The organism is Fibrobacterota bacterium, from assembly GCA_019509785.1.
In the GTDB taxonomy this organism is placed as follows: Bacteria; Fibrobacterota; Fibrobacteria; order UBA11236; family UBA11236; genus Chersky-265.
Genome location: JAEKLQ010000058.1, coordinates 1 through 15,135, shown reverse-complemented (window position 1 = coordinate 15,135; position 15,135 = coordinate 1). Strand labels below are relative to the sequence as shown.

11 protein-coding genes are annotated in these 15,135 nt (G+C 64.3%); 6 read left to right on the top strand and 5 right to left on the bottom strand.

Annotated features, from left to right (window positions below; all coding sequences use genetic code 11):
• Positions 1 to 48 precede the first annotated feature (48 nt).
• The gene (locus JF616_17415) at positions 49 to 2,535 is read left to right on the top strand and encodes a hypothetical protein (GenBank protein ID MBW8889537.1); all 2,487 of its coding nucleotides are present in this window, start codon (positions 49 to 51) and stop codon (positions 2,533 to 2,535) included.
• On the opposite strand, the gene JF616_17410 is transcribed toward JF616_17415, so the two are convergent.
• From JF616_17410 to JF616_17395, 4 genes are all read right to left on the bottom strand, one after another.
• Complete coding sequence (locus tag JF616_17410; GenBank protein MBW8889536.1) at positions 2,498 to 4,288, bottom strand: DUF2341 domain-containing protein; 1,791 nt, start codon at positions 4,286 to 4,288, stop codon at positions 2,498 to 2,500. The two genes, JF616_17415 and JF616_17410, sit on opposite strands and share 38 nt — an antisense overlap.
• Positions 4,289 to 4,425: 137 nt before the next feature.
• Positions 4,426 to 5,463 (bottom strand): metallophosphoesterase family protein, encoded by a 1,038-nt coding sequence (locus JF616_17405; protein MBW8889535.1) that lies wholly within the window; start codon positions 5,461 to 5,463, stop codon positions 4,426 to 4,428.
• Between the two features lie 690 nt (positions 5,464 to 6,153).
• Complete coding sequence (locus JF616_17400; GenBank protein ID MBW8889534.1) at positions 6,154 to 7,386, bottom strand: NAD(P)-binding protein; 1,233 nt, start codon at positions 7,384 to 7,386, stop codon at positions 6,154 to 6,156.
• 6 nt (positions 7,387 to 7,392) lie between these two features.
• Positions 7,393 to 7,722 carry a carboxymuconolactone decarboxylase family protein gene (locus JF616_17395; protein ID MBW8889533.1) on the bottom strand — a complete coding sequence of 110 codons (330 nt, stop codon included), beginning with the start codon at positions 7,720 to 7,722 and terminating at the stop codon, positions 7,393 to 7,395.
• 269 nt (positions 7,723 to 7,991) lie between these two features.
• Between JF616_17395 and JF616_17390 the strand changes: the two genes are divergently transcribed.
• The 5 genes from JF616_17390 (at position 7,992) to JF616_17370 (ending at position 14,803) form a co-directional block, all read left to right on the top strand.
• Positions 7,992 to 8,624 carry a TetR/AcrR family transcriptional regulator gene (locus JF616_17390; GenBank protein MBW8889532.1) on the top strand — a complete coding sequence of 211 codons (633 nt, stop codon included), beginning with the start codon at positions 7,992 to 7,994 and terminating at the stop codon, positions 8,622 to 8,624.
• A complete protein-coding gene (locus JF616_17385; protein ID MBW8889531.1) occupies positions 8,614 to 10,047 on the top strand; it encodes a TolC family protein in 1,434 nt (477 codons plus the stop codon). The genes JF616_17390 and JF616_17385 overlap by 11 nt, the downstream gene beginning before the upstream one ends.
• Positions 10,044 to 11,150, top strand: coding sequence for an efflux RND transporter periplasmic adaptor subunit (locus JF616_17380; GenBank protein ID MBW8889530.1), 1,107 nt, complete (start codon positions 10,044 to 10,046; stop codon positions 11,148 to 11,150). The genes JF616_17385 and JF616_17380 overlap by 4 nt, the downstream gene beginning before the upstream one ends.
• Before the next feature lie 254 nt (positions 11,151 to 11,404).
• Positions 11,405 to 14,425 (top strand): efflux RND transporter permease subunit, encoded by a 3,021-nt coding sequence (locus tag JF616_17375; protein MBW8889529.1) that lies wholly within the window; start codon positions 11,405 to 11,407, stop codon positions 14,423 to 14,425.
• Positions 14,426 to 14,452: 27 nt separating this feature from the next.
• A complete protein-coding gene (locus tag JF616_17370) occupies positions 14,453 to 14,803 on the top strand; it encodes a hypothetical protein (GenBank protein MBW8889528.1) in 351 nt (116 codons plus the stop codon).
• Positions 14,804 to 14,932: 129 nt separating this feature from the next.
• Here JF616_17370 and JF616_17365 read toward each other — a convergent pair.
• A partial coding sequence (locus tag JF616_17365) for a tyrosine-type recombinase/integrase (protein MBW8889527.1) occupies positions 14,933 to 15,135 on the bottom strand: 203 nt, incomplete at its 5' end.

The following is a 15,135-nucleotide window of genomic DNA, read 5'->3' as shown; positions in this document are numbered from 1 at the left end:
CATTCATTTCTGTACCGTTTTTCCGACGACATTAACGCGGAGTTTCCTATGGAATCGCAGCGGCGGGAGCGCGGGCTCGACCTCGAAGCCTTCTTGAATCCCAAAAGCAAGGTATCAACGCCGAGCACTCTCTTCCATATGCTATGGCTCAAGAAATGGAAGCTGCTGGCCATTTGGGCCCTCATCGCATTGCCCGCGGCCACCTTCCTGGCCGTATACGATCTTCCCAAGACTTATACCAGCGTGGCCTTCTTGCGTTTTCCGCACGTGATGGGCGGCGCCCAGAACGCCCCCGTGCGCGACGTCTCCCTGGGCGAAGCCGAATCGGTGGTGCGCCTCTTCCATTCCCAGAAGGTATTGCTCAAGACCATCGACGACATGGGTCTGCGCATGCAGGTGACCACCAAGGAAGTCTTCCGCAAGTACATCATCCAGGACATCGCCTATTCGGATAAGACGCCGGCGGGCCGCTATCGCCTACACTTCCCGGGGGATCGCCGCGTGCGCGTCGAATACCGGCCCTGGGGCACCGACCATTACGCGACCTATAGCGACGGCCGCGCCGATAGCACCAACAGCGTCGCCATCCCCGGCGGCCGCATCACCTTCCCGGCCGCCTTGCTCGACGTCTCCCGCGGCTTCGAGGTCGAGATGCTGTTCCGCACCCCTGACGAAGCCCTGGTCGACTTCGGCGAACGCCTTAAGGTGACGCCCCTCGACAAGGGCGGGGCCGCCGTCAACTATTCCATCGAACTGGACGATCGCGATCCCTTCCTGGTGGCCGACGTCGTCAACCGCCTGACCGATAATTTCATCCGCGCTTACTCGGGGGCCAACCAGAACCAGGACCAGGACGTGCTGGCCAAGATGCACGACAACATCGCGGCGGCCAAAGCCACCCTCGACAAAACGGAGGATCGCCTCGCCTCCTTTTATGACAAGCACCAGGCCCGCCTGGCGGTGAAGGAAGGCAACCCCTACGCGCTCGCCAGCGCGCAAACCCAGAAGTCGCAGCTCGAAACCAATCTCGATCGCCTCACGCAAACCTTGTCCGGAAAGCCCGGCCCGGAAGATAGCGCGCAAGCCCGCATTCTATGGATGAATGAGGCCTTGGCCCTCCTCTCCGGGCAAGGCGTGCAACGGGCCGAAGCCTTGCGCGCGCGCATGACCGATCTGGAGCGCCAGAAGGTGGAGCTCACGGCCAAATACAATCCGGCCCATCCCATGGTGGTCGCGGTGGACGGGCAGATGGCATCCCTGTTCCCGTCGGTGGCCCAGCTCGCCGAGGATACCCGCGCATTGGATAAGTCCCGCCTTTCCCAGGCCAGCGGGGAGATCGCCCGCAGCCTGCCCGGCGGCGGCGGGGACATGGGCCTCACGGCCGAGGCCCAACGCCTGACCCAGGAAAGGGACAATGCCGCCAAGGCGCTCCAGGATTTGCAAGGCGAGTACGATAAAGCCAAGCTGGGCGCGGGCCCGGGCCTGTTCGACGTCAACATCATGGATCCCGCGCGTCCGCCTATTTACGAGGCGCCCACCCTGCGCGGCCGCCTGGTATTCTCCGCCGCCGCCGTGGTGGTGGCCTTCTTCCCGGGCTTGTTCTGGCTGCTCCTGTCGCAGATTTTGTTCCCGCGCGTCTGGACCAAGGACGACGCCGAGCGCATGCTCAAGGTGAAGGTGGCCGGCTCGCTCTTCTACCTAAGCGGCCGCGCGCGCCGGATGCCCGGCCGTTCCCAAGGCGGGCGGCCCGTCGACGATCACCTCCTGCACCATGGCCGCCTCCCGGGTCCCGCGGACGTGGAAGCCTACCGCGCCTTGCGGGTGGAACTGGAACACCATTTCGGCAACGAGCCGGGTCGCGGGGCCCTCACCCTCCTTGTCACCAGCACCCAGCCTAACGAAGGCAAGTCCACCGTGGCCGCCAATCTGGCCGTCGGCTTCGCCCGCCGCGGGCGGCGCACTTTGCTGGTCGACGCCGATTTCCGCCATGGCCGGCAGGAGGCCATCTTCGGGTTCTCCCCGCAACGCGGCCTCATCGATCTCCTGCGCGGCGGCGTCGATCCCGATTTCGGCCGCCGCGCCCATAGCCTGGAATTGCCCACCGTGCAAGCCGGCCTCTCGGTCATGCCCAAGGGCCATTACGACGAGTCGGCCACGGAGGCGGCCTATCGCGCCCCCATGGATTATTACCTCAAGCTGATGCGCGCCGCCTTCGAAGTGGTCATCGTGGACGGGCCGCCGGTGATCGTCACCGCCGACCCCGTTAACTTCGCGGGCATGTGCAACGGGATGCTCTTCGTGTTGCGCTCCGGGCAAGTGCCCGCCCGCGAGGCGGCGCGGGCGCTGGAGCCCTTCCTGGAACGCGAGGTTCCCATCCTCGCCGCCATCAACGGCATCCACCGCTCCCCGGCGGACGATAACTATTATGCCCGCTACGGTTACTATTATCACACGGAGGAACCGCCCCCCGTAGGCGCGGGGAACGGTCCGAAAACCCTTACGGCCGCGGAACAGGAAACGCGCGTCGGGACTTAGATTCGCCGGCTAGCCTACGACCGCGCGCATCGCGGAGAGGGGACCGCGCCGGCGGCTTCTTCCCCACGAACGGCGCCAATCCTACGGTCCCGCCCACGGTGACCGTGGCCGTATCGCAAACGAGCGGGCCGTTATTGCCCAGGCACAATCCCACCCGCAGAACGCTCCCATCCGGAGCCGCGCGCAGAAGCAGGCCATCGCTTTCCCAGGTCGTATCGGCCAGGTCCCCGGAAAGGGTCCAAGCGTAGGTAAGGGTCGACTCCGGGCTGGAGCGTATGGCGGCCGAATTCTCGATCGCGGGCCGAAGCACCAGCGAGTCCTTTCCGTTCCAAGCGGCGTTGGCAAGGGTGAAGGCCGGATCGGGAATGGCTTCCCGTACGTGGACGGCTACGTCGTGGGTTTGGGCGGCTCCCGCGAGCATGGCGGTAAACCGATAAACGAGGGTCGTGTCCCCGGTGACGCGGGGCAAAGCGACGTGGAGCGTCTTAACCTCGGGATCGAGGATGCGGGGCGCCGGCCCCGACACCGCCGCCCATTGGTAGGAAGAGGCGCAATCGGCCACGCCCTTCAAGTCCAGCGGGGAAGCCTCCGCAAGCGAAGTATCGGCGGGGACGCCGAACTTGGGGTTCGCGCATTGCGGCGTGGGCGGGGTGAAAGAGATGAGGGTCTGGTCCGGCTTCTGGTTCGCGTATGCGAGCTTGAACCAATTGGCGCTATGGGAGGAACGGATCAGTTCCACCTCGTCCAGCTTGCCGGCGAAGTATTCGTCGGCGGTCCAATTGGAGTGCCCCAGGTAATTGTGGATGCGGCTCACGTTCGAAACCGGCGCGGCCAGCGTTCCCGAGGCCACCAACACGCCATTGCGGTATATCGATGCCGCGGTACCGTTCACGGTAAGGGCGAAAAGCTGCCATTGATCCAAGGTCAGCGCGCCCGTCGCCTTCAATTCCGCGGCCGCGGTTTGCCCGGAAGCCGCATAAAGCTGGAAAACAAGATCCTGGGAACCGCCCACCCGCGAGAACAGGATATTGTCCATGGCGGCGCCATTCCCCAGATCGAGAAGGCGGCCCCATACCGAGGCCCGCGAGGGCGAGGCCCACATCGAAATCGTCAGGTTGGGGGATAGGTCGGTATATCCGCTGCCCAGGTCCAGGTAATCCCCCGCGGCGTTCCCGTCCAGGCTATCGCACAGGCCCGCCATCCCTTCCCGGGATTCGTCCCCGTCGTAATTGATCGGCGTCGCGGCCGGTTTCCCGCCCACGGAATTGGGGCGCGCTCCCGTCCCCGCTCCTCCGAGATGCCAAACGTATTCGAAGCCGATGGCCGGATTGAAGACCGCATTGCCATCGGATGCGGAAACCGATCCGGCCTTGCCCCAGTACATGCGGGCCAGCACCCCTTGGGAATTGCCGGGTATGCTGTCGATACGCACCCAGACATCGGCCTTGGCCCCGGCCGAATCCCAGCGCTCGATCTCGTAATTGAGGGGCGTGCCGTCCGGCTTGGAAAAGCGCAGATCCTGTCCCCCGCGCATGGCCTGATCGAAAGGGAAATTGGCGGCCCGCAGCCGCACCAACACCGGGAAATTCCCGATCAGGGCGGGCACGTCGGCGCCCGCGGGGGAGGTATCGTAATACAGGTTCTGGGAATGCGACCAGGAATTGAGGTCATCGGCCGCTTGCGCCGGGCCGGCCGCGGACACGGCCAACCCCCCGAGCAGGCAAGCGAGTGCCGCTAAAACTGAACGGAACACGGTCAAAGATCCCTCCCCTAAGGGCCTTTCCCATCATACCCTGAGTTAGCTAAGCTAATCCAGGCGGGTGATGCGGAAGCGCGGAAAGCGAAGGGGTTAGGACGAAAAAGGGAACCGCTAAGGCCGGCCGGCGGGACCTAGAAGCGCCCCGCCGCCCGCTCCTTCGCAGGCAGGATTTCCAGGCAGGTCGTCCACCAGCCGGTCAATAGCGTCTCGCCGAACTCGCGGGGCAGGCCTTCTTCAGCCATCTCCCGCGCCAAACGCGCGGCGTCATAGGCCACCGGCAGGAATTCCGCCCGCGGCCCGTCCGGACCGGCGGCCTCCAGGATCGCGAAGCGGACCTCGGTGCGGCCGTCGTTGGCGGGCCTCCCCAAGGCGCCCGCGTTCACCAAACCGCGCCGCGGCGCTCCCGGCCGCTCGGGCGCCAGGAATCGGGCCCAATGCAGGCCCGTATGCGTGCATACCAGGATATCCGCCTCGTATTCGTCCAGCATGCGCCGCAGGAAGGCATCCGGCGTGGCGCTGGCCCATAGGAATTCGTTTACCCGCCGCGGCGATCCATGGCAGCACAGCACCCGGGCGTTCCCTAGGGTGAAGCGCAGATGGCCGGGAAGCCCCGCCATCCAGGCTTTGTGTATGGAAGCGGTCTTCGCGGCGGTGTACTCGAAAGACAAGCGCGCGTAATGATTGTCCCGCGGATCGACGTAGCCGCAACGGCAATCGTCGGCCCCTTGGGAGAGGGCCTCTTCGTAATTGCCTTGCAGGCAAGGGATGCCGGCCGAGCGGAGGATCTCCACGCTGCGATCGGGAAACGGGCCGAAGGCCCCGAAGTCCCCTAAGGCCACGATGCGGTCGACGCCGCGGGCGACGGCCATGGGCAAGGCGGCATCCAGGGCGAGGTAATTGGAATAGATCCCCCCGAACAGGGCCACGCGCCGGAAATCGCCGAGGAAAATCTCGCGCGCCCCTCCGCTTTCCCGAGGTAACCTTGAGGTTTCCCCTCTCACGTCGCGCACGACAGGCCTTTCGCATGGCACGTGTGGCAGGCGCGATGCCGCAAAGGATAAGGCCGCAAGGTCTCCCGCAGGGTCGCCCCCATGCGCGCCTCCGGCGCGTCGATGAGGATGGGGCAAACGAATACCCCTTCCGCCGTCACCATCCGCGCCGACGAGCATTGCAAGGCCGCCAAGGCCTCCGGGCCGGGCTCGGCCCCGGCCAGGCTTTCCTCGGGGGCGTAAGCGCGGGAGCGTTCCGTTTCGGCGCCCAGCCGTAACAAGGGCATCACCTTCAAGCGCGGCCGTTCCAGGCCCAGGGCCCGCAACCCTTCCAGCAGGCGGGCCCGCCCTTCCGCCGTCGCCGCCTCTTCGCAAGCTTCCGTCACGGTGATCACGGGATTGATCCCCGCCGACGCCAAATGGCGCAAGGCCTCCAGGATGCGGGCGAAAGTGCCCTCTCCCCGTATGGCGTCGTTGGAGAGCGCATCGAAACCGTCCAGGGAAAGCCGGATGTCGAGGCTATACGGGGAGGCTTCGGACAAGGCCTTGAGGGCGGCCGCCCGGCGCGCGTTGATCAAGGTCCCATTGGTCAGGACCGTGGCGGGCCCGCGCCGTAAGGCCGCGGCCAGGATGGCTTCCAATTCAGGATTCAGGAACGGTTCGCCGCCGGTGAAATAATAGTCCCGCACCCCTAGAGCCTCCGCCTCGGCGAGATAGCGTTCCACCGCGGCCAGATCGAGAGGCGCGTGGCGGGTGTTCTGGGGCGAGCAGGAAATGAAGCAGTGGGTGCAGGCGAGATTGCAAACCGATCCGGCGACCTGGAACCAAACCGTGTCCAAGCCGAGCATGGGAACCGAAGGGTAGGCGGATTCAGGCGATGCGGCCAAGGATCGATTCCACATGGCGGATGCCATCGCGAAGGAGGAAGGCATTGGACCGGCCGTAGGACTTGGCCCCGATCAGGAACAAGCCCGCCTCCCCGGAATCCAGATCCGCCGCCTGCGGCGCGGGCACCGATAAGCAATCGGAAGCGCCCGCGAGAACGGCGTGCAGCCGGCGCGTGCCTTCGGAAACGGGGGAAAGGTCGAGGGCCAATTCGCTTAAGTAGGTGAGATCGGGCCGATATCCCGTGAAGGCGGCCACGGTATCGACTTCGAGAGAGGGGCCGGCGGTGAAGGCGGCTTCTAGCCGCTCCCCGGACCGGTTTCCGGATCCTTCTCCGGATCGCTCCCCGGACCGATCCCTAGATCGAGCTTCAGATCGACCCGAACCGGTTATGCGTTCCAAGGCGCTCAAGGAAACCCCGCGGCGCACTTCCAGGCCCGGCGGCGGCGCGGCGGCCAGATCGTTGGCGGCGGCCGCCACGGCCGCGCGCGCCGGCAGCGGATCCTCGGCCACTTCCGGTATGGGACGGCGGTGGCGGGAGCGGAAAGCCCAGGTCACTTGCAAGTTACCCCGGGAATGGACAGCAGCGGACAGGAGGACCATGGCCTGGGCGGCCGAATGCCCATGGCCGATAAGGAGGAGCCTCCCGCGGGGCGCATCCGCGAGAAAAGCCTCCAGCGATCCCAGGCTCCGTAGGATGCGGCCCTCGACGGCCCTTTCCCCCACGGCGGGCATTCCCCCCGCTCCGGCCGCGCCAGGAGTCGTGCTACCGCCGGCGTCGAAAACGAAATCCGCTTCCATCATCCGCTCGCCCGCGTCGTCCTCCACCAGTAAGCGGAAAGGTTTTTCCTGACGCACGGGATGGCCGGCGAAGTCGAGACGACGCATCCCCGCGCGGCCAATCGCCAGCACGCGCCGGCCCGTCTTCACGCGATCGTATAGGAGCGGATGGCGGGACAAGGGAAGGAGCACGCGTTCGACCATTTCGGGCCCGGTCAAGAGGGCGTCCCCGGCCGGCAGTCCCGGCAAGGCCTGCAGCACGGCCGCGGGCGCATTCATGGATAAGGGCGAGAACAAGCGCGTAGGGCCCCAGCCCAGCAGGGAGGCGCCGATACGATCCCGTTCCAAAACGGTTACGTCCAGGTTTCGTCGCGCGGCCAGGAAGGCGGCGTACAGGCCCATGGGGCCGGCCCCGATCACGATCAGGCGCTTGCCCATGCGGCCTCAGCCCTTACGGGCCAGGGTATTTCCCACCTGCGCCCAATGGGCGATGGTCCCGCCGCCCCGGATGGAAGCCGCCACGTTCACCGCTTCCGCCATTTCTTCCGGGGAAATGCCCGCTTCGGCGCATTGGCCCGCGTAGGAGTCGATGCAGTAGGGCTCTTGGATCGCGAATGCGACCGCCAGGGCGATCAGCTTTTTGGTCCGCCCGTCCAAGGCGCCGGGCTCCATCGCGGCCCCGTACCATTTCATGAACAGATCGAACAGTCCCGGCTGGGTCTTGGCCATTTCACCGAATCGGGCCAAATCTTCAGAGAGATAATAGCTGGACATGGCTTGCCTTTCTGGGGGGAGTGGGGGAGAAATTACCTCTTCTGGAGATTGAGCGGCGGGAAATTACCGGTTACCTCTCGGTCAGTAACCGGAATCGGGCCATGCTCCCTAATTAGCGCCGGGCCGCTGACCAGCAAATCTGGCTTTGCTACCTATTTGGAAACGCCCCCGGAAACGGCCCGGTGCGCGAAACCCCCTTGTCAAATTGACAGGACAATGATTAGTTTGGAAACTCCAGACACTTAAGGAGTTTCCAGGGTTTCCTGATTATGTCCGCCCCAGCCGACACCAGCGTGCACACCGAGAACGAGGTCCGCAACCGCATCCTCGCGGAGGCGCGCGGCTTGTTCTTCCGTTACGGCTTCAGCCGCGTGACCATGGATGAAGCCGCCGAGGCGCTGGGCATGAGCAAGAAAACCCTGTACCGGCACTTTCCCAGCAAAGAGGATTTGCTGGAGGCGACCACTTCCGCCCATATCCAAGAATGCAACGGCGAGCTCAAGGCGATATGCGGCCGGAAGGACTTATCCCCTTTGGAACGGCTGAAGCTCACCATGTCTTACCTGAACGCGCTCTTCAACCAGATGAGCGAGCCGTTGGTCCATGATCTGCGCCGCCATGCCCCGGATATCTGGAAGCGCGTCGAGGAGCAACGGCAGAAGACCATCGCCGACGATTTCGGCGCCCTCATCAAGGAAGGCCGGCAGAAGGGCCAGTTCCGCAAGGACGTGGACGAACGCCTGTTCATCCTGATCTACTCGACCGTCGTGCGCGACATCCTCAATCCGGAAACGTTGTCATCGCTTCCCTTCAAGCCCTCCGCCGTGTACGACGCCATCTGCAAGACGCTGTTCGAGGGTTTGCTCACCGATAAAGCCAGGGCGGAATACCATGCCAAATAATCCCGTTCGACTCGGCCTCCTCGCCGCCACGCTCCCCGTGCTCCTGCTCGGGGCGCGCGCGCATGCCGAGTCCCTCACCTTAGAGCAAGCCATCCGCGAGGCCATGGCCCATAGCGAAGAGGCCTTGATCCTCAAGGAGAAAACGGTACGCTTCAAAGCGCTCGAGCAGCAAGCCTGGTCCAGCGGCTTCCCGCGCATCTCCGCCTACGCGGACGTGGGCCGCGGGGCTTCGCCCTTCGACCCGAGTTCCTTGGGATTCAAACCGGCTCCCGTCTACCAGAAGAATCCGGACGGTAGCCTGAAGGTGGTGAACGGCGAAGTACCCGTCGACAATACCCCGCAGGGAGGCGGATCGAGCGTCATCAACATCGCCCAGACCCGCATGAGCTATGGGGTCCAGGCTGACCAATCGCTTTTCTCCTTCGGCCGCTTGTCGCAAGCCATCCACACCGCCGGCATCCAAGAGCGCGCCAACGAAAGCGACCAACGGCGTTCCCTCCAGCAATTGCAATTGCAAGTGCTGGACGCGTATTACGGCGCGGTGACCGCCAAGGCCCGCCTCGGCACTTTCGAGGCCTCCACCAAGCGGGCCACGGAAACGGTGAACTTCCTCCAGACGAACTTCAAAATGGGCGCCGCCTTCCGCCGCTCGGACGTCTTGCGCGCGGTCACTTATCAAAAGTCGCTGGAACCCCAGCGCCTCCAGGCCGAGCGCGATGCGGCCGCTTCCCTGATGGCGCTCAACCGCGTACTGGGCCGGGCCCTGAACGCGCAAACCGACCTGGATACTTCGGCGCATATCGCCGTCGAGCCCGTGAGCGCCTTGCCGGACAGCCAGTCGCTGGATCAAATCATTAGCGAGCGTCCGGACGTGCGGGCCATGGAATTGAGCCAGCAATCGCTGGAAGGCCAGGCCAAATACCTGAAGATGCAATACCTGCCTTCCCTCGGGGCGACGGGCAAGGTCGGCGTGCTGGCCTACAAGCTCAATCAATTGGGGGAGCTGGAGCAAAACCGCGAATGGCAGGTTGGCATCGGCCTCAATTGGCCCATCTTCGACGGCATGGGACTCATGTCCCAAGCGCATCAGTTACAGTCGGACGCCCGTTCCCTCGGGCTCTCGGCCCGCCAGGCCCGCAAGATGATGCGTATCGAGATCGAGAACGCCTGGCGCGATTACCAGACTTCGGATACGTCGCTGGCGGCCGCCCAGCAGGCCGTACAAGCCGCCCAGGCTGCGCAGGAAATGCTCAGCGAGGATTTCCGGGCCGGTAAAGGCCAGCTCACCGATTTACTGGAAGCGGAGCAAGCCTTTCGCGACGCGTCCTTCGGTTACTTGGGCGCCAACCATGCCCGCATCCGTTCCCAGGCCGCCTTGCGGCTCGCCCTAGGCAAAGCTTTGATTACTGAGGAGGTCCCATGAACATCCGCATCCACGCCCCGTTATTTAGAGCGGCCCCGCACGCCGTCACCGCTGCGGCGGCCCTCATCGTCCTGCTGGCGCTGGGCGGTTGCAAGAAGAAAGAAGGGGCCGCGGAAAGCGGCGCGCCGGCCGCGTCGGGCGAAGCCATCCACGTGGTGGTCACGGCGGCCCTGGTCCGTCCTTTCGAGGATTGGGGCGCCTACAGCGCCGATCTGCGTGGTGGCGAAGACGCCACCCTGACCGCGCCCATGCAGGGCGGGCGGGTGAACCAGATCAGCGACGTGGGCAAGTCGGTGGCGGCGGGGCAAGCCTTGTGCGACATCGAGAGCGCCAAGTATTCGGCCATGCTCGCGGCTGCCAAGTCCCAGGTCGAAGTGGCCCGGGGAGAGCTCGAGCGCCAAAAGGTGAACGTGGAAAAGGGATTCGTGGGCAAGGCCGTGCTCGACCAGGCCGAGTTGGGCTTCCAACAGGCGCGCGTCGGCATGCTGCAGGCCCAGCGTACCTATGAAGACAGCCGCTGCCAGGCCCCCTTCGCCGGCGTGCTGGTGAGCCGTCTGGTGGAGCGATTCCAATCGGTGGCCCCCAACGCGCCTACGGTGCGCGTGGCCGCGACCAACCGTCTGGAGGCGGTCGTGTCCATCCCCGAAACCGAAGCCCGTGATTTCCATGAAGGCCAGACCGCCGAATTCTCCCTGGTGCAAGACACCGGACGCGCTTTCTCCGGCAGGCTGAAAAGCGTGGATCGCGCGGTGGAGGAACACAATCGCACCGTCATGGCCCGCATCGAAGTGCCCAATCCGGGCAATACGCTGCGCCCGGGCATGGTGGGCCGCGCCCGCATCCTGCGCCGCAAGATCGCCAATGCCGTGGTCGTCCCTTCGACGGCGGTGCTGCGGATGCAAGAGGGCACCATGGTGATGCTTGCCCGCGGCGGCAAGGCCCTGGAAGTGCCCGTGAAGCTGGGCGCCACCTCCGGCGACTCGGTCGTCATCGACAACGGCGTTTCGGGAGGCGATACCTTGATCACCACCGGAGCCTTCCAGGTGGCGACGGGATCGAAGATCGTATACGACATCCCGCGGCAATTGGCGGCGGGTAAGTAAGGAAAACCGAGGGTGCAGGGTACAGGGTTCAGGGTGCAGGGAAACGTCGTAAACGCGCAACCGCAGCCCAAACCCTGTACCCTGAACCCTGTACCCTTTTCACTGAATTGACACCAGGGAGTCCCCCATGACCAAGTTCGCAGTCAAAAATCCGGTCACCGTCATCGTGCTGGCGATCATCCTGCTCATCGCGGGCTCGATGTCCTTCAAGAGCATGCCCCTGGAATCCTTCCCCGAGGTCAAGATCCCCCTCCATGGAAAAGCTGGTCACCGACAAGATCGAGGACAAGCTCCAGGGCCTGGACGGGATGAAGAAGTCCACCAGCCAATCCATGGAAAGCGTCTCGCTGATCCAGGTGGAATTCAACGCCGACGTGCCCGTGGAGACCGCCTTGCGCCGCGTCAAGGACAAGGTCGACGAGGCCAAGCCCGATATCCCCGACGACGCCAAGGAGCCGGTGGTCACGGAGCTGAACTTCTCCAACATGCCCATCTTCGTCATCTCCCTGTCCGGCGACTACGAAAGCGAACGCCTGGATCGCCTCGCCGACGACCTCAAGGATCGCATGAAGGCCCTGCCCGGCGTTCTCAACGCAGATCTGACCGGCAAGCAGACCAAGGAAGTGGCCATCGACGCCGATCCTTACCGCATGCGCCAATACGGCGTCAGCCTCGACGATTTGATGAAGACGGTGCAAGGGAACCATCGCAACATCCCGGGCGGCACCTTGGTGGCCGGCGGCAACCGCTTCAGCATCCAGCTCACCGGCGAACTGTCCAATCCCGACGACTTCGCGAATCTGATCGTCCGCGGGACCCGCTCCAGCCTGGTGCGCGTGCGCGACGTGGCCAACGTGCATTTCGGATACGCCCGCGATCGCTCGACCGTCTTCCGCCTGCACGGGAAGAATTCGGTGGCCATCTCCCTCACCAAACGCCCGGGCTCCAACATCGTGGAACTGGTGGACCAGGCCAAGGCCATCGTCGCGGAATTGCAGCCCAGCTGGCCGCACGGAACCGAAGTCAAGTACACCCTCGATCAGTCCATCGCCATCCGCCGCATGTTCCACGAACTGATCAACCACATCCTTACCGGCGTCTTGCTGGTATTCATCGTGCTCACCTTCTTCCTGGGCGCCCGTAACAGCTTCTTCATCTCCACCGCCATCCCCTTCTCCATGATGATGGGATTCCTGGTGCTGGATTATTCCGGCATCACCCTGAACATGGTGGTGCTGTTCTCCCTGGTGATCGCGTTAGGCATGCTGGTCGATGACGGCATCGTCGTGGTCGAGAACATCTACCGACATTTGACCATGGGGAAGAACCGCGTCCAGGCCGCCATCGACGGCACCAAGGAAGTGATGTTGCCGGTGGCCACCGCCACCTTGACGACCATCTTCGCCTTCCTGCCGCTCCTTCTGATGCCCGGCATGATGGGCCAGTTCTTCAAGTACCTGCCCATCACCGTATCCGTGACCCTGGCCGGATCCCTTTTCGTCGCCTTCGTATTCAATCCCGTCTTCGCATCGTTGTTCATGGTCAAGAGCCCCAAACTCGAAGAGGGCGGCGAGCGCTGGGAAAAAGTCAAGCAGCGTTACGGCGGCGCCTTGGATCGAATCATCGTGCATCCCTGGCTCATCTTCGCGTTCTGCGTCCTGTTCTTCGTCGGCGGCATCATGGTCTACGGCGCCACCCACTTGGGCGTCCTGTTCTTCCCCAAGATCGATCCCCTGGTCGCCGCCGTGGGCGTCACCGGGCCCTTGGGCATCGACATCAGCGAAACCGATTCCGCCCTCAAGGTGGTGGAAAAGAAGCTCTTCACCATGCCCGCCGATAGCGCCGACGTGGACGCCTTCTCCGGCGTGGTCGGCTTCGGGCCCCCCGACAATAACGGAGGCGACCGCCAGCCCGAGTCGCACAAGGCCTACGTCGACGTGTCCTTCAAGGACTATAGCGAACGCAACGTGAGCTCCTGGCTGTCCATGGATTGGATGCAGAGGAACATGAAGGATATCTTGCCGGGCTGGAAGGTCTCGGTTAAGGAACAGCAACAAGGCCCGCCCCAGGGCCATCCCGTCTCCTTCGAAGTCGTGGGCGATGACTTCGGCATGCTCTCCAAATTGGCCGGCGACCTCAAGGCCAAAATCGCGACCATCCCCAACGTGGTCAATCCCGATTGGGATTACGATCCCGTGCGCCCGGAATTGCGCGTCGACATCGATCGCGAGCAGGCCAAGGCGTTGGGCGTGACCACCGCCGACGTGGCCCTGGCGGTACGCGGCTCCATCCACGGCATCGAAGCCGCCAAGTTCCGCGTCGGTAAGGACGAGTACGACGTGATGGTGCGCCTGGATCCCAAGACCCGCGAGAACTTCCAGGGCCTGGACCAAATCACCGTTCCCCATGACGGCGCGCAGGTACCGCTCACCTCCATGGTCCGCATCACCCAAGGCGCCAGCCTGGCGAAGATCTCCCACGTCGAAGGCAACCGGACCATCCAGGTCTGGGGCGACATGGCCCCCGGCGTCCAGGACGAGTCCGGCGCCAAGGCCGCCGGCGCCAAAATCGCCGCCGAACTCAACAAAACTGCGCCTCCGGGCTACCGCATCCAAGCCGGCTCCAGCAACCGCGAACAGGACGATACCACGCGCTTCCTCTTCAAGGCCTTCTTCATGGCCGTATCCCTGGTGTTCCTGATCGTGGTGATGCAGTTCAACTCGGTGTTGCAGCCCTTCCTGGTGCTCATCGGAGTCCTGCTCGCCATCGGCGGCGTGTACTGGGGCCTCGCCATCATGCAGGTGCCTTTCGCGATCATGATGACCGGCATCGGCATCATCGCCCTCGCGGGCGTGGTGGCCAAGAACGGGATCGTGCTCATCGATTTCATCAACCATCTGCGCCGCCACGGCCATCCCCTGCGCCAAGCGGTGGTGGAAGGCGGCGCCACGCGCCTGCGCCCCGTCCTCCTGACCGCGGTGACCGCCATGTTGGGCCTGTTGCCCATGGCCACCGGCTGGGGCCTCGACTTCGTCCACTTCGGTTTCGAAACGAAATCGGAATCGGCCCTGTGGTGGAAGCCGATGGCCTGGGCCATATTCTGGGGCCTCGCCTTCAACACCCTGCTGACCCTGGTCGTAGTTCCGACCTTCTACTACTCGTGGGAGAAGATCAAAGAGAAGCGCGGCTGGAAGGTGAAGGAAGACCTGACCGACGCGCCTTTGGACGGCCTACCCGCCGGGAACAGCAACGGCGTAGTCGCCCGGGGCCATTGAAATGCTGGAGACCAGAAGGAATATTTCGTGGCCATGGCCAGCCACATCCTCCGGGGCGACAAGGCCTGGCTGGACCGGGCCTACGGCCGGGACTGGGATCGCCGCATGTTCGACCCGCTCTTCCTCAATTCCCTCGCCAACCTGAACGATGAATGCCGCGATGGCTGGCTTGCCCTGTTACGTACCGGCCTCGCCGATCGCGAAATCGACTACCTCCGCCTGGACGGCTCCGCCCACCGTTCGGCCCCGCGCGACATGATCCTCCATGTCTTCTCCCACGGCTTCCACCACCGCGGCCAGATGGCCTCCCGCGCCTCCGCCCTGGGCCAGAAACTCCCCGACCTCTCCTACATCGCCTTCACCCGCAGACTCGCCTGACCACCCTCGTCTGACCGCCCCGCTCATTCGACCGCCGCGCCTCCTCTGACCGCCGCGAGACCGGTCTTCAGGCAAGGCCTGGCACTTTATCCGGCCGCCCGTTCTTTCCGCCCCGATTCCGCCTTCCCGCTAATATTGCCCGGACCGATCGACCAGGGAAAGCACGCCCGCCCAGTCCGCGTAACTCGCCTGGGGTTCGCGCAGCTCGCCGCCCTCCCCGAATGTATCCAACGGACTCATCACCCGCCCCGATAACGACTGCACGACATGGGTGTAGATCATCGTCGTCGCCAAGTCGCTATGCCCCAGCAAATCCTGCACGGTCCGGATGT

Coding starts and splice junctions, on each gene's coding strand:
- JF616_17415 (MBW8889537.1), top strand. CDS start 49: ATGGAATCGCAGCGGCGGGAGCGCGGGCTCGACCTCGAAGCCTTCTTG.
- JF616_17405 (MBW8889535.1), bottom strand. CDS start 5,463: ATGCTCGTCGGCGCGGATGGTGACGGCGGAAGGGGTATTCGTTTGCCC.
- JF616_17400 (MBW8889534.1), bottom strand. CDS start 7,386: ATGGGCAAGCGCCTGATCGTGATCGGGGCCGGCCCCATGGGCCTGTAC.
- JF616_17395 (MBW8889533.1), bottom strand. CDS start 7,722: ATGTCCAGCTATTATCTCTCTGAAGATTTGGCCCGATTCGGTGAAATG.
- JF616_17390 (MBW8889532.1), top strand. CDS start 7,992: ATGTCCGCCCCAGCCGACACCAGCGTGCACACCGAGAACGAGGTCCGC.
- JF616_17385 (MBW8889531.1), top strand. CDS start 8,614: ATGCCAAATAATCCCGTTCGACTCGGCCTCCTCGCCGCCACGCTCCCC.
- JF616_17380 (MBW8889530.1), top strand. CDS start 10,044: ATGAACATCCGCATCCACGCCCCGTTATTTAGAGCGGCCCCGCACGCC.
- JF616_17375 (MBW8889529.1), top strand. CDS start 11,405: ATGGAAAAGCTGGTCACCGACAAGATCGAGGACAAGCTCCAGGGCCTG.